A 14,591-nucleotide genomic window follows, 5' to 3' on the forward strand; every position below is an offset into this window, starting at 1 on the left:
AAGCACTTTGCATTAGCTTAAATAAGTGTTTATACACCGTTAATGTTAGGCGTTAGACACGAGAATTATCATGTTCTGGGTCATCACATTGACAGTTTTGTTGATTTTGGCACAACTGAAAATTACGATAATGTCCGTATGCAACAAACATGGCCCCAGCCACAGTGAGTAGCTTCTCCCATAGCTCACCGATTACCTCTTCTCCCATCGCTACTGCTAAAACCAATAAGGTTAACCCAATGAATCCATATTTTAGTAATTCGTATCTTTTATGCTGCTTGCATCCCATAAAAAGTGCATAGATACTAGTAGGGATAACGGCAACAACCATCCATACATGAAACGCCTCATTATCCAAATTTAACGCAGCAAAGTTGGGTAATACAATCAATAAAAATGGCAAAGTTACGCAGTGAATAGCACAGGTTAACGACAAACCTATGGCAAGTTTATCGGCAAAAAATTTCTTTGAACTCATAAATGGGTATCTCTGGTTAACATCTTTATTCCTCTGGTCATTTGTTTAAGTGTTATGGTTGTTTGTCATAGTAAGATTGTTCTTCTAAGCTAATTTATACTTCTAGCTTGCGCCTTATATCAGCTGGTTTGATTGCACCTTCTTTGCATTTATCACACACACAATCCATTTCAAATTTCGAGTTAACCACCTGAAACCCAGCTTTAATTACATAGTTTTCGAGTGCTTGAATAATGGAATAGTCAACGTTGATCTCTTCTACTTTTTGACATTGGGTACAAATTAAAAATTGCGGTTGATGGTTATGACCACAAGAAATGTGTGAACAGGCAACATACTTGTTCACTATCTTTAACTTGTGCGCCAGATTTTCTTCCTCAAGAAATTCTAATATTCGATAGACCGTCATGGCAGGTATTGTTTCGCCAAATTCCTTTTTGCAAAAATCAACCAGTTCATAGGCAGAAAGTGCTTTGGCAGACTTTAAAAGACCAGCCAAAACCTGCTTTCGCTTATTGGTCAAACGTGTGCCATGAACTTTACATTGTCGCTCTGCTTGGTTAATGGTTGCATCCAGCTTATTCATAAAGATACCTAAAATGTAATCGTTTTATTGCTGCGGGTAAGGGATGCCGCACCTTGCCCAGATGTTGTTATCAACATGCTCTTGATCTGCTGCATAGCAGGAAATACATCAAAAAAACCAAGGGAAATTGACGACAACTCATCCATGTCTTCACAGTCGTAATAATAATGCGCGACGATTTCACTGTGGTCGCCATGCTCATCCTCCTGCTCCTGACTATGGTCAAGGTCGTTTTTGTGGTGATCGTGAGCGTCTTTTTCTGTTGTTTTGTGTTCGATTAAATCTGATAGGTCTATCTTAGCTTGAGTAAGTCTGCAGCCTCCTGAAGAAAATGAAAAAAGTGCGTTGTGGTCATTCAACTTTACTTCTGATTGTTTCACTTTTCTAATTTGCTGCTCTGTGCTCGCTTTATGTTCAAAGCCAAGGATATTGATTGCCGGCGATCGTAATTGTATTTCGAGTTTGTTTCCTCCAATGACGATATTAAGTTCAGACGCACCATGCACATGTGCACTTAAATTTGCATGTTGAGCACGGGCCAGAGATAGACAAGAAACCACAAAGATGCTTGAAAAAACACCGACACTCGTTCGTATTGTTGTCACGTTACTACTCCTTTTCAACGTTATAATTAGTGTGTTTAGGACAGCATTGATTAAGCTTTCATTTCTGCACATTTTACTGAGTTTCATGTTTAACGCGGCTTAATTGGTAGTTCCGAAAGTGCCCATAAGCGATAATCATAGAGCCCAGTATTGATAAAACAACTTCGCCTGCCTCGCCTAATACACCATGGCCTAAGGTGGTCGATATAATAATCAACGTGAGTCCTATAGAGCCCACTAGAAAAACCTTATAACTGCGGTGATGTAAGTAGCCCATCATTAATGCCGCAATGCTGATAGGCAGAACTGCGTATAACATCCACTGGTGAAACATTTCGTCATCTAAAGCAAATAATCCAGAAAAAGGTGGCAGTAATATAAGCAGTATTGGTAATACCAAGCAATGCACCACACATACCATAGAAAAACCTATCGCCAATTTATCACTTAGCATTTGCAGCTTTGTCATTTTCAAATCTTTCAAACCCTGCGGTTGATTAGCTTATTGTTATAATATAACATAACATTGATTAAAGTAAAATGTTATAACATAACAAATGTGGAGTAGGAAAATGTTTAAAGTTTCATCATTAGCGGTCATTGTTGCTGCACTGCTGCCGGCTAGTGCGTTTGCGCAATCCATAGAGGGAGTAGTAAAAAATAGTTTTGGAGAGCCGATTGCAGGCGCAAAAGTAAAGCTAGAAGGCTCCAGCATAGAGGCCATTGTTGATACAAGTGGCCGTTTTGTGTTTGAAGGATTGAGTCCGGGTGTTAACGAACTGCATATTACAGCAGCGGGTTTTGCCCACCTGCATCAAGATATTGATGTACCTAGTGCTGGCACGAAAAATATCTCATTCATGTTAAAAAATTCTCCCATTGAAGTGGTAGATGTTGTATCGACGCCACTGCATTTATCCTCAATGGAATCTGCTTTGCCGGTAAGTGTGTTGTCTGGAGAAGCATTGCGTCGAGAGCAAAGTGCGACTATCGGTGAAACCTTGAATAGTTTGGTAGGTGTGCATTCTAGCTTTCATGCCAAAGTATCCAGTACGCCAATAATTCGAGGGCTAAGTGGGCCTAGAGTATTGATTACACAAAATGGTCTTGATGTGAGCGACGCATCACGCATTGGCCCGGATCATGCCGTCGCTAGTGAAGCATCCACTGCTACACGGATAGAGGTTTTACGCGGTCCAGCCACCTTATTTTATGGCAGTGGTGCCATTGGCGGTGTAGTCAATGTGGTGGATAACCGTGTACCAACTGACAGCGAAACACGAGGCGAATGGTTAGTTCAAACCAGCACAGTCGATGACCAAAAACTTGCATCATTTAATCTGACTACTGGCACCGATAACTTTGCATTTTATGCAGATGGTTTTGTACGCGACTCAGACGACTATGAAATACCTGTCGAAGCCGAATCTCATGAAGATGATCACGACGAGCACGAAGAACACGGTGGTAAGTATACCGTTGAAAACAGTTCCGAAGAGTCATACGGCTTCACTTTTGGCGGTAGTTACTTATTTGAGAATGGCTTTGTGGGTTTATCGGTTGAAAAACTTGATCGGCAATACGGTATTCCCGGCCATTCACATGGCGAAGAAGGACACGCAGATGAAGACCACGAAGATGAAGACCATGAGGAAGAGCACGATGAAGAGCATTCACAGGAGAATGTTTTTGCCGATCTTAAACAAACGCGGGTACAGCTTTTAAGTGAATTTGATCTGCAAAATAGTTTTATCAATCAAATTAAATTACGAGCCGGTTTAACAGACTACGAACACGCCGAAATTGAAGAAGGACAAGCGGGTACTGTATTTGAAAACCAAACGCAGGAATTTCGAATAGACGCTCTGCACCGACCTTTTCAAGAGTGGCGAGGCGGATTAAGCTTGCATTACAAACACAGTGAATCTTCAGCCGTAGGCGAAGAAGCTTTCACTCCTCCATCAGACACTAGCATGCTGGCGTTAGCTTTAATGGAAGAGCGCCATTTCGGTGACGTTTTATTGCAATTAGGTGGACGTATTGAGCGGGTAACCTTGGAAGCCGATGAAGTTCTGCTATCCAGTATTGAGTTGCACGCTGAAGGAGAGCATGAAGACGAGCACGATGACGAACATGAAGGCGAGCATGATGAACACGATGACGATCATGATGATGAACATGGCGGCGCATCGTTTGCGTTTAATGAAAGTTATACGCCTATATCATTATCCGCTGGTGCAGTCTGGAGTTTTGCTCCCGAGTACAATGTTGGTATTTCTGTCTCCCGTTCTGAGCGCGCACCCTCAGCGGCAGAGTTGTTTTCGTTTGGTCCGCACATAGGTACTGGTACTTACGAAGTAGGCGCTTTGTTTGAACTGCATGAAGAGGACGACGAAACCCACATTGAATTGTCGAATATGACAATCGAACTTGAAACCTCGAATAATATTGATCTGACTTTCCGTAAAACAGAAGGTGATGTTGGCTTCATATTTAATGTTTTCTATAACAGTATCGATAACTACTTGTATCAGCAGGACAGTGGTTTAGTGGTGCATGTTGAAGCCCATGATCATGGAGAATCTGATGAAGAGGAACATTCGGATGAAGAACACTCAGATGACGAACACTCAGATGACGAAGAAAATGAATTACCCTTGTTCGTGTTCAATCAACAAGATGTAGTGTTAAATGGCTTTGAAGCACAAATTGCATGGCAAGTGAACAGCACGTTTAAAACTGAAGTATTTGCTGATTTTGTCCGAGCCAGACTCAAAGATGGTGGTAATCTTCCACAAACGTCGCCAATGCGTTTTGGCACTAAGCTGAGTTATAAAAACACGCAGTTGAGCGGGCACTTGAACATCACTCGTTATCAATCGCAAGAGCATACTGCGGAATATGAGTCTTCAACCAACGGTTACACCATGCTTGATTTAAATGTGTCTTACGACATACCGGCCTATAATATGGCAGTCTACTTTAAAGGAAATAATCTAACCGATACAGAGGCACGTGTGCATACTTCCTATCTGAAAAACTTAGCGCCAAGGCCTGGCAGAAATGTTAGCCTTGGGGTGAAAGGGTACTTCTAGCTTTCTTAAACTAAAGTGTGTTTATACAGCGCAAGCGTCTGCATCCTTAATAGATGTAGACGCTTTTTATTATCTAAGCTTTTGTGACGCTGAAAAGCTCCCAAGAAGACAATTTGGTGGTAATTTCGATATTACCCAAGTGGTCACACTACACTTTTTATTAGCCACATTGACGTGGAAGACTTTATTAAGATATATAAGTAATGGAGCAAGTTCGCATCATAGTAAGCTCTTGCCTATTCCTACTATGAGTCTCACTTGCTTTCTATTACTTAACCTTCATTCCCGGCTGTGCACCTTCATGAGGTTGCAATATCCAAAGTTCTTCACCACCAGGTCCAGCTGCTAGTACCATTCCTTCAGACATCCCAAAACGCATTTTTCGCGGCGCTAAGTTGGCAACCATTACCGTTAATTTACCTTCAATGTCTTCAGGCTTATAGGCCGATTTAATACCGGCAAACACTTGACGTGTTTCGCCGCCTAAATCCAATTCTAAGCGTAACAGTTTGTCGGCTTTTTCTACGTGTTCTGCTTTAGCAATACGCGCAATACGCAAATCAATTTTTGCAAAGTCTTCAAAGCTGATCGTTTCAGCAATAGGGTCTTTTGCTAGTGGGCTATTTGGATCAAGTTGTACGGTTGGCTCTAAGTTTTCTTTTGAATCTTCAATCATGGCGTTTACTTTATCCATATCTACCCTTTGCATCAGGGCTTTAAATTTATTGATTGGGTGATCGGTTAAGACACTTTGTGAGCTTTCCCAATTGAGTTCGTCGTTAAGGAAGGTTTCAGATTGGCTGGCCAAGATCGGTACAACAGGTTTTAAATAGACCACTAAGATACGGAAAAGGTTAATACCTAACGAACATACGTCATGGGTAAATTGCTGTTTGCTTTCGTCTTTAATGGTTACCCAAGGGGCGTTTGTATCAATAAATTGGTTGGCTTTGTCGGCCAATGCCATGATTTCACGCACCGCCTTGTGATACTGACGTTTTTCAAAAGCCTCAGCGATACTAGCTTGTGCTTGATGAAATTCTGCAACCAGTTCTGGTTCCAGCACATTATTCGATAACTTTCCGTCAAAACGTTTAGTAATAAAGCTCGCACAGCGGCTAGCTATATTCACCACTTTGCCAACTAAGTCTGAATTGACTTTTTGTGCGAAGTCTTCAAAGTTAAGGTCAATATCCGACACCGCATCACTTAGTTTTGAAGCAAAGTAATAACGCAAATATTCAGGATTAAGGTGATCTAAATAAGTACGCCCTTTAATAAAGGTCCCTTTTGATTTAGACATTTTTGCACCGTTAACCGTAACAAAACCATGTACGTTAACACCCGTTGGTTTTCTAAACCCAGCGCCTTCAAGCATGGCTGGCCAGAATAAACAGTGGAAATAAGTAATGTCTTTACCAATAAAATGGTAAAGCTCGGCATCCGAATCTTTATTCCAATACTCGTCAAAGTTTAAGCCGTCTGTTTTATCACACAGGTTTTTAAAGCTGGCCATATAACCGACTGGGGCATCTACCCATACATAAAAGAACTTGCCTGGTGCATTAGGAATTTCAAAACCAAAATAAGGCGCATCACGGCTGATATCCCATTGCTGCATGCCTTCTTCAAACCATTCTTTTAATTTGTTGGCAATTTCTGGCTGAATTGCGCCACTTTGCAACCAATCTTGCAACATGTCTTGAAACTGCGGTAAATCAAAAAAGTAATGCTCAGAATCGCGTAATACGGGCTCTGCGCCTGATACCACAGAACGAGGGTTTTTTAATTCAGTGGGATCGTAAGTTGCACTACACACATCACAACTGTCGCCATTTTGATCTTCTGCGTCACACTTTGGGCAGGTACCTTGAACAAAACGGTCAGGTAGAAACATTTCTTTTTCAGGGTCGTACAACTGACTGATAACACGTTTGCTAATAAAGCCTGCATCGTTTAATCGGTTATACACCAACTCGCATAATTCTTTGTTTTCGTCTGAATGAGTGACATGATAGTTGTCATAATTTACCCCAAAGTCGATAAGATCCTGATGATGTTCATCACGGGTTTGTGCCACCATTTGTTCAGGTGTAATACCAAGCTGTTGAGCTTTGAGCATAACTGGCGTGCCGTGAGCATCGTCGGCACATACGCTGTAACAGCTATGACCGCGCATTCGCTGAAATCTAGTCCAGATATCGGTTTGAATATGCTCTAAAAGGTGGCCTAAATGAATAGAACCATTGGCATAGGGAAGGGCACTGGTAACGAGAATTTTGCGAGTTTGTTCGGGCATGGTGACTTATGTTTAATCGATTTCTAAAAAAGGCCGCAAATAGTAGCGAAAATACGCCCTCATTGCATTACGAAATTCGGTTTCAGTTAAACAAAGTTAAGCCTTCACATGTTATTTGGCATTAAGAACAGGAAAAATGTTTAAGTAACCAATTTAAAATCCGTGAGTTCGCCTTTTATCTTGAATATAGGTAAGGCTATTCAATAAATATGACCTATCGACAATTTGCCTTATAAACGGCAAAATATTGTTACTTACAAAGCGTGCAAATAGCGTAAGCTTTCAGCACTGAAAAATAATGGTCTTCGGACTAGTATAAAACTCAATAATTAACGAGCTAATTCCTATGCGTTTATGTGACAAAGATATCTATCAATACATCCAAGACGGAAAAATTAAGATATCTCCCGAGCCAAGTTATGAAGAAATCAGCGGTGTCACAGTGGATATCCGTTTAGGCAATAAATTCCGTGTATTTGAAGATCATCAGGCGCCATACATTGATTTAAGTGGTTCAAAAGAGTCCATGCAAGCGGCGCTCAATTCTGTGATGAGTGATGAAATCGTGCTTGAAGAAGGCAAGTCTTTTTTCTTGCATCCAGGTGAACTAGCACTAGCGGTCACCCATGAATCAATTACCTTACCGGCTAATGTAGTGGGTTGGTTGGATGGTCGTTCATCACTAGCCCGTCTTGGCTTAATGGTACATGTGACAGCCCATAGAATCGACCCGGGTTGGGAAGGTAATATAGTATTAGAGTTTTTTAACGGTGGTAAATTACCTCTAGCCTTAAAACCCATGATGAAAATCGGCGCGGTCAGTTTTGAAGTGATGTCGGGTCATGCCGAAAAACCTTACAATTCACGTAGTGACGCAAAATACAAAGGTCAGGATGGCGCTGACGCTAGTCGTATCAGTGCTGATGATAAATCTTAGTTATTAATATTTAAGTAGGAGATTTTGTGCCAAATAATGCTCATTTTTACCAACCAAAGGACGGTCATCAATTACCTCACGACCCCTTTAATGCCATTATTGCTCCGCGTCCTATAGGCTGGATATCAACCAAAAGTGCAACTGGGCAGGTTAATCTAGCCCCTTATAGTTTTTTTAATGCCTTTAACTATCACCCACCTATCATTGGTTTTTCCAGTATTGGTTACAAAGACAGTGTGAAAAATGCAGCTGAAACCGGACAGTTTTGCTGGAACCTTGTTACACGTTCTCTGGCAGATTCAATGAATCAAACCAGCGCAGCGGTAGATGCAGATGTTGACGAGTTCGAGCTGGCTAATCTTGTCAAAGGGCGCTCAAAGATAATCGACGTACCCCATGTGGCACAAAGCCCTGTGGTGATGGAATGTAAAACCTCACAAGTGATCCAACTTCAATCTGCCAGTGGTGATAAATGCCAAACTTGGATGGTTTTAGGCGAAGTAGTCGGTGTACACATCGACAAGTCAGCAATCAATCAAGGCATTTACGATACAGCTGCCATGGAGCCGGTTATGCGCGGTGGTGGGCCAGCGGATTATTTTTCTGTTGGTGAACTGCAAAAATTTGAGTTGTTTCGACCAAGACAGGATTGACACCAGTTACACATCTTGTCGATGTTCAGTTTAGTTAAATCAAAGCTTTTGAGTCGGTTCTAACACTACCAGGATTGACCCCCAAAATACGTTTAAACGCCTTAGAAAATGATGATTCGTTGTCGTAGCCAACGGCTATTGCTGTTTCTAGGGTTGTGCTTTTTTCATCTGCCAACATTCTATAAGCAACACACATTCGCCATTGGGTAACGTAGTCTATGGGTGTTTGGTTTAACACTGATTTAAATAAGTTGCTAAAACCCGCTCGCGACAAAAAGGCAATTTCTGCCATTGCATCCACCGTCCAAGTTTTCGCAGGACTGGCATGAATTGCTTGAATAGCTGGGCCTAATTTGGGATGTAGCAAGGCGGCAACTATGCCTTTATCAGCAGGTAAATGTTGCCTAAATATAATGGCCAATAATGCCTCAGCCATTTTATTCATGACTAATTTAGCCCCCGGTTTTGCCGAAAGTGACTCTTGCAATAGCGCAGCGATAAGATAAGACAAACTACTGGGAGTCTCAGTTTTTGTGATTTTTTTGAGTAGTATAACGTTAGGTAAAAACTGGGTTATGTTACTAAACATTGGATGACTGTGGGCAAAGTATCCACAAATTAGTCCTGTAGCATCGGCCAGTTTGCCATTACTAAAATCGATAGGTGTATTGGCATTATTGGTTTGGCTGAACGTGTTGTCGTTAGTCATGCAGTGTTTGATGTCTTTTGGGAACAACACCATGTCACCTTCTTCAAGGTTATATACCGTGGGATTATCGCCTACCGTTAAATAACACTCACCATGGCTAACAATATGAAAATTCATATATTGCAAACCAGACGTATCTACAGCCCAATTTCCACAGTATTGACCGTTATGAAAAACTTCTGAAGAAACCTTAAAGGTAGAAAATAGCTGATTTAAGACATCCATATACGATTAGACATAAACCTTATTGCTTGAGATATATGCAGCTTACCAGATAGTCCCTAATATTTGCTGCACCTTAGTAAGCCTACATTTTTTAACACAGGAATAAATTATGAAAAAGTTAGTAAATCTCAAAACATTATTTGCAGTAGCAGCGATGAGTGTGTCTTCATTTACCTTCGCTGGTTTTGATACAGAAACAGACAACAATAGCGTTATCTTGGCAGGTCATGATGCGGTTGCCTATTTTACTCAGAATAAAGCGGTAGTAGGAAGTGCTCAATACACAACCATTTATAACGACGCTATATACCGTTTTAGCTCTGCACAAAACAGAGATACCTTTGCTGCTGCTCCTTCTAAGTATGCGCCTGCCTACGGCGGATTTTGTGCGTATGGCACTACCTTTGGTAAAAAATTCGAAATCGATGGCAAGGCGTTTGAAGTGGTTGATGGGGTGTTATATGTAAATAAAAACCTATCGGTTAAAGAGGCTTGGAGCAAGAGTATTCCTAAGCACATTAGCCAAGCTAATGACGAATGGCCAGTAATTGAGTTTAAAGACGGCAGCACCTTATAGACTAGGTTTAGTTAGCCTCGTGATAACGAGGCTTTTTTATAGATGTTTTAAATAACGGGTATTCGAGACAAAAATTTGTTTAACATTTAAGCAAACGCCCATTTACGCACTATTATCCGTTGCAAACAAAAAATAATTCCGTAAACTGCCCAGCTTCGGTCGGTGTGTAGCGCAGCTTGGTAGCGCACTTCGCTGGGGGTGAAGGGGTCGTAGGTTCGAATCCTATCACACCGACCAATTAATTCTTTAAACTCCCATTTGTCTCATTAAACAATACTCTTCTATTTCCAAACATCATTTTGATTACATTCCTTAATTATGTGAAATTATAAGATGAAAAAATATCTGTTAACAAAGCCCATGTAAATATTGTCAAATGACTGTAAATGTCAGCTTGGATTACTATGGGTGATGAGTAATTTTTAGCAATGATAACGATGAAATTGAAACGCTATTATTATCGGCGGGCATGAATGCCTCTTTATTCGAAAATCCACGTAACCGAATAACGCTATTACAATTTAGTCAGTTAATAAAAGCTATTTCAAAAAAAATAAAGATGAGTTTTTAGGGGGGTCAGAGAAACCTCTGCCTTTGGGAAGCTTCTCGCTGTTAGCGAGTAATGCGGCTCACTGAAGCAGTAACCTACTTGACGTTTATAAAAATACTGAGCTGGCGTTAAAAGCAATGACAACACAACTGTCATTGAAATTAACCATTGAACAAAATCAAGTATGCATACATTTTTAGGTTCAGCCGTTAAATAAAGAGACCAACGTTTATTGACTGAATTAGTTATGTTAGTTTGGCATCGATTTCCGAGTTGGCTGGCCGGTAAAGAAATACCTCTTGACCACGTTTGTCTACCCTATGATAAAGCGGCTCATAGGGAAGAATACCCATTGATGTTTTCAACGAATAATATAAATTTTAATGCCAAAACGGCTAAAATAGTCTTTCCACTTCAATACCTAGACTTACCATGTCAGCGTTCGTCAATAGAATTGAAGGGGTACATAGAACAACTACCTGAATATTGGTTTAAACGCGCTGAATTTGAATGGGGAAATCGCTCAGTTTCAAATGACTGTTTAAGACTGATAGAGCTATCGTCTGATATTTGCATGGTATCGATAGCCAAACAAATGAATAGAAGTGTGAGAACATTAAGGCGAGATTTGTCTGCTGAACAAAGTAGTTTTATGAAATTAAAAGCTCAACATTTACGAGATAAAGCCATTCATTTGATTACCGAAACAAATACATCGATAGAAAATATCGCAAATATATTGGGATATACAGAAGCTTCGGCATTTTCAATAGTTTTTAAGCAATGGACCGGAAGTTCGCCAAGAAATTATCGTCAATTTTTTGTCTGACTGTTATGCATTTAATTGCCTTGCTCTGAACAAGTCAGGCCACTCGCTTTCTCCTTGCACTTTCAAACTCAATCGGTGCCAAGTTATTTAACTTTGCTGCAATCTATCAAGGCTGTAATTTTAATGCCTAGCAAACCCACAAACGGAACGTCTAGCAAATTGAGGCGATTATAAAGTCGTGGTGGGTTTGCCATACATTTTATTCACCGGTGAATACGTCGCTCAGTCATGCCTTTATAAGCGAATAAAACAAGTAGCTAAAATTTTAAGTTTTAAAAACTATTCTATTAAACCTAAACGACGTCCTTCTGCCAGTGCTTCTGTTCTTGAGCGCACACCAAGTTTTTCATAGGCCCGGCGTAGATGCCATTTTACCGTATTAACTGATAGAAATATTTTTTCGGCAATCTGATCATTTTTAAGCCCTTCACCTACCAGGGTAATAATCTCTAGTTCACGCTCTGATAGCTCGTCATTAATAACTTGAATTTTCGGATCTGTGCGAACATTTACTCCAGATGCCTCAAGTAATAAATAGCAATAATCTTTACGCTTTTTATTAGCAACCTTTGGGTTATCTAGCCATTGTTGATATAATGTTGATAGCATTTTAATAAGCTCACTACCTTCGTCAATTATGCTGCGAACGGCTCCCATTTCAGCGGCAAGATCAATGGCATCGGCCAATATTGCGAGCCCCTGATCATGCTGGCCTGTTTTATAGTGAGCTAATGCATTAAGGTTTAATAGGATAAGCAGGCGACATGGCCTATTTTTCGCCAGATCTATCAATATGGTCAATTGTGAGATGGCGTTACTTATATCGTCAGTATAAATAGCTATTCGCAATGCGTTTATATTGGGTGCATTGTTGTGTTCAGCAGCGTTTAAATAGCCATCAGGAGACACAAATGTTCCGTCAATATTGGTTTTCTCAGCAAATACCTTAGCAGAATCAATTTCACCTTTGCATAGTGCAAACCGTACCCTTTCCCAGCGAACATCTCTGAGCATTCTTGGCATAGGCCAACTTAAAGCGGCGACTTCGCCATCTTCCAAGAAACCATAAGCCTGGTGAAAGTGTCCTGTAACAAAGGCGATTCTTGCTTGCGTTATATAAGCGGCTATCACCATATCGGGTGCAGTATTGTTCGCCGCATTGGAAAAATATTTATCGAGCAATACCTGAGCTTGATCAAGTAAATTTAGCTCATACAACAGCTCTACTTCAAAGCCATTGGTAACAGATTTAGCAACCTCGCAAGCGGCCTGAGGATCATCATAACGCCTATAGTCTTCTCCCAAACCAATATCGTAAAAACGTTCTTTTGCTTGGAGCAGTTTTCCTTGATGTTTTGCTTGCATTGCTCCCATCATGTCGGCGTATGCCAGACCGAAGCAACTACCTGATTTTAAGTGGGCGGCGCGAGCCTTTAATTGATATTGATGAGCGACTTCAATTTGATTGAAGCACATTTTTGCGTAGCTGATAATGTTGGCTAGCACGCCTCGTTCGAAGTGGCTCTTTTCACATAAATTTGGCAGCTGTTGCTCTGCCAACTCGGCGGCTCGTGGAATTTTATCTTTGATCACTAAGAACAAGCACTCGAATGTCGTTAAGGTCGAAATAAATTGTTTACTACAGTTTTTTGTATTTACAATCTCACGAAGCTGTTGTAACCGTTCTTGAGCAGCATCCATTTCGTGGAGAAAAATATGTGACCAGCACAAACTGGTCAATAACATTGGCGTTTCAATGGTGTGCAATTTAGATATTTGAGCGGCTAAAGCCGTTAATGTTTTAAGCTGTCCTTGGTTAACCAAATCTTGACTTGATTGCTCTAATATATTTGCAGCCAAAACTGGATTACTTGCCGCAACAGCATGATGAATCGCCTCGAGTTGATAATTTTTTTCATTGAACCAAACCGCAGCTTGATGGTGTAATTTAGCCACTTTTTGTGGAATTAACTGTTTAAGTTTTTTAAGTAAAAATTGACGAAACAACTTATGGAGTCTAAACCAATGACGTTGCATATCAAGAGGTTGCATAAATAAGCCTTTTTCACAAAAACTTTCTAGTTGAGTTTGTGCGCCTGGCTCACCGGTTAACGCTTCACATAACGAGTTATTACAGCGATCTAATATGGCTATTTTTAACAAAAACAACTGCTGCTCCGTTCCTAAATGACGAAATACTTCCTCGGCTAGGAAATTGGTAATTTCATCGACTTCGCCTGTAATATTTTCAACCCAATCATGGGCATCTTCAATGCGAGGAAAACAAAGCATCGCCAAACGAATTCCGGCAATCCATCCTTCAGTTTTTTCAATAAGTTTTATAGCAATTGATTCATTGAACGACCCGGATAATTTTAATTCACCAAGCTGAGTTGCCTCAGTGGTGCTGAATTTTAATTCAAGATCACTAAGTTCAAATATATCGTTGTTCAGCTTTAATTTTGTTAAGCCCCAATCTGGCTTAGTGCGGCTTGCGATGACTAGTTGTTTTCCCTGTGGTATTCGTTGTTGTAACATAGACAATAAACGCATCGATTCAGGGTTTGTTATAACCTCAAATTCATCAATAAATAATACACTGGGTGCTCCTTTATTTGATAGTAGGTTTGATAGAATCCCAGCGTGCCAGTTAGTCACTTTACGCAAATCTTTTAGGGGATGGTACTCGTTGCTGTTTTTGTTCAATAGGTGATGTAAATAATAAAAAAGTCGTCCAGAGTCGTTATCATCATCATCAAGAGTGAGCCAGGCAGAGTTGATATTTTGTTGTTGCAGATATTGATGCCATTGAGACATTAACGTTGATTTTCCATATCCTGCCGAAGCGGTCAGAAGTACAAGTTTCTTGTCATGATTTTGCTGGTATAGCTCTATTAATCGCTGACGCTCAAGCAAATTCGTCCCCCAGGGAACGGGCGGGCTTATCTTGGTTTCCAACATATAATTGTCGTTTAAGTTCATATTTTTAATTATTATTTTTAATGGCTATGTTTGTATTAACTGTTGTTGAACACTAAACATACTGTT

12 protein-coding genes and 1 tRNA gene are annotated in these 14,591 nt (G+C 40.5%); 6 read left to right on the forward strand and 7 right to left on the reverse strand.

All coding sequences use genetic code 11. The features are described 5' to 3' along the window. Positions 1–52: 52 nt before the first annotated feature. The 4 genes from QZ488_RS06115 to QZ488_RS06130 all read right to left on the reverse strand — a co-directional run bounded on the left by QZ488_RS06115 (position 53) and on the right by QZ488_RS06130 (position 2,138). The gene (locus QZ488_RS06115; RefSeq protein WP_293746934.1) at positions 53–478 is read right to left on the reverse strand and encodes a MerC domain-containing protein; all 426 of its coding nucleotides are present in this window, start codon (positions 476–478) and stop codon (positions 53–55) included. 94 nt (positions 479–572) lie between these two features. Next, the gene (locus QZ488_RS06120) at positions 573–1,064 is read right to left on the reverse strand and encodes a Fur family transcriptional regulator (protein WP_293746935.1); all 492 of its coding nucleotides are present in this window, start codon (positions 1,062–1,064) and stop codon (positions 573–575) included. 8 nt (positions 1,065–1,072) lie between these two features. Continuing rightward, positions 1,073–1,669: a DUF2796 domain-containing protein gene (locus QZ488_RS06125; RefSeq protein ID WP_293746936.1), complete on the reverse strand. Its 597-nt coding sequence runs from the start codon at positions 1,667–1,669 to the stop codon at positions 1,073–1,075. A gap of 73 nt (positions 1,670–1,742) precedes the next feature. Further along, positions 1,743–2,138: a MerC domain-containing protein gene (locus QZ488_RS06130; protein WP_293746938.1), complete on the reverse strand. Its 396-nt coding sequence runs from the start codon at positions 2,136–2,138 to the stop codon at positions 1,743–1,745. A 103-nt stretch (positions 2,139–2,241) separates the two neighbouring features. Between QZ488_RS06130 and QZ488_RS06135 the strand changes: the two genes are divergently transcribed. Next, a complete protein-coding gene (locus QZ488_RS06135; protein ID WP_293746940.1) occupies positions 2,242–4,764 on the forward strand; it encodes a TonB-dependent receptor in 2,523 nt (840 codons plus the stop codon). Positions 4,765–5,032: 268 nt separating this feature from the next. Here QZ488_RS06135 and metG read toward each other — a convergent pair whose 3' ends face one another. Next, on the reverse strand, positions 5,033–7,063 hold the full coding sequence (gene metG / locus QZ488_RS06140; protein WP_293746941.1) for a methionine--tRNA ligase: 2,031 nt from the start codon (positions 7,061–7,063) through the stop codon (positions 5,033–5,035). A 346-nt stretch (positions 7,064–7,409) separates the two neighbouring features. Between metG and dcd the strand changes: the two genes are divergently transcribed. After that, entirely contained in the window at positions 7,410–8,000 is a 591-nt protein-coding gene (dcd, locus tag QZ488_RS06145) for a dCTP deaminase (RefSeq protein ID WP_293746943.1), read from the forward strand. A gap of 26 nt (positions 8,001–8,026) precedes the next feature. Next, positions 8,027–8,653, forward strand: coding sequence for a flavin reductase family protein (locus QZ488_RS06150; RefSeq protein ID WP_293746944.1), 627 nt, complete (start codon positions 8,027–8,029; stop codon positions 8,651–8,653). Positions 8,654–8,687: 34 nt separating this feature from the next. Here the strand turns inward: QZ488_RS06150 and QZ488_RS06155 are convergent, their stop codons facing one another. Continuing rightward, positions 8,688–9,587, reverse strand: a complete 900-nt coding sequence (locus tag QZ488_RS06155) for an AraC family transcriptional regulator (protein ID WP_293746945.1) — start codon at positions 9,585–9,587, stop codon at positions 8,688–8,690. Positions 9,588–9,696: 109 nt separating this feature from the next. Here QZ488_RS06155 and QZ488_RS06160 point away from each other — a divergent pair, with 109 nt between their 5' ends. From QZ488_RS06160 to QZ488_RS06170, 3 genes are all read left to right on the forward strand, one after another. Next, entirely contained in the window at positions 9,697–10,164 is a 468-nt protein-coding gene (locus tag QZ488_RS06160; protein ID WP_293746946.1) for a YHS domain-containing (seleno)protein, read from the forward strand. A gap of 160 nt (positions 10,165–10,324) precedes the next feature. Continuing rightward, positions 10,325–10,401 (forward strand) — tRNA-Pro (locus QZ488_RS06165). A 545-nt stretch (positions 10,402–10,946) separates the two neighbouring features. Continuing rightward, on the forward strand, positions 10,947–11,543 hold the full coding sequence (locus QZ488_RS06170) for an AraC family transcriptional regulator (RefSeq protein ID WP_293746948.1): 597 nt from the start codon (positions 10,947–10,949) through the stop codon (positions 11,541–11,543). A gap of 279 nt (positions 11,544–11,822) precedes the next feature. Here the strand turns inward: QZ488_RS06170 and QZ488_RS06175 are convergent, their stop codons facing one another. After that, positions 11,823–14,459, reverse strand: coding sequence for a LuxR C-terminal-related transcriptional regulator (locus tag QZ488_RS06175; RefSeq protein ID WP_293746949.1), 2,637 nt, complete (start codon positions 14,457–14,459; stop codon positions 11,823–11,825). Between the last annotated feature and the right edge of the window lie 132 nt (positions 14,460–14,591).

The organism is uncultured Paraglaciecola sp. (assembly GCF_913020055.1).
In the GTDB taxonomy this organism is placed as follows: domain Bacteria; phylum Pseudomonadota; class Gammaproteobacteria; order Enterobacterales; family Alteromonadaceae; genus Paraglaciecola.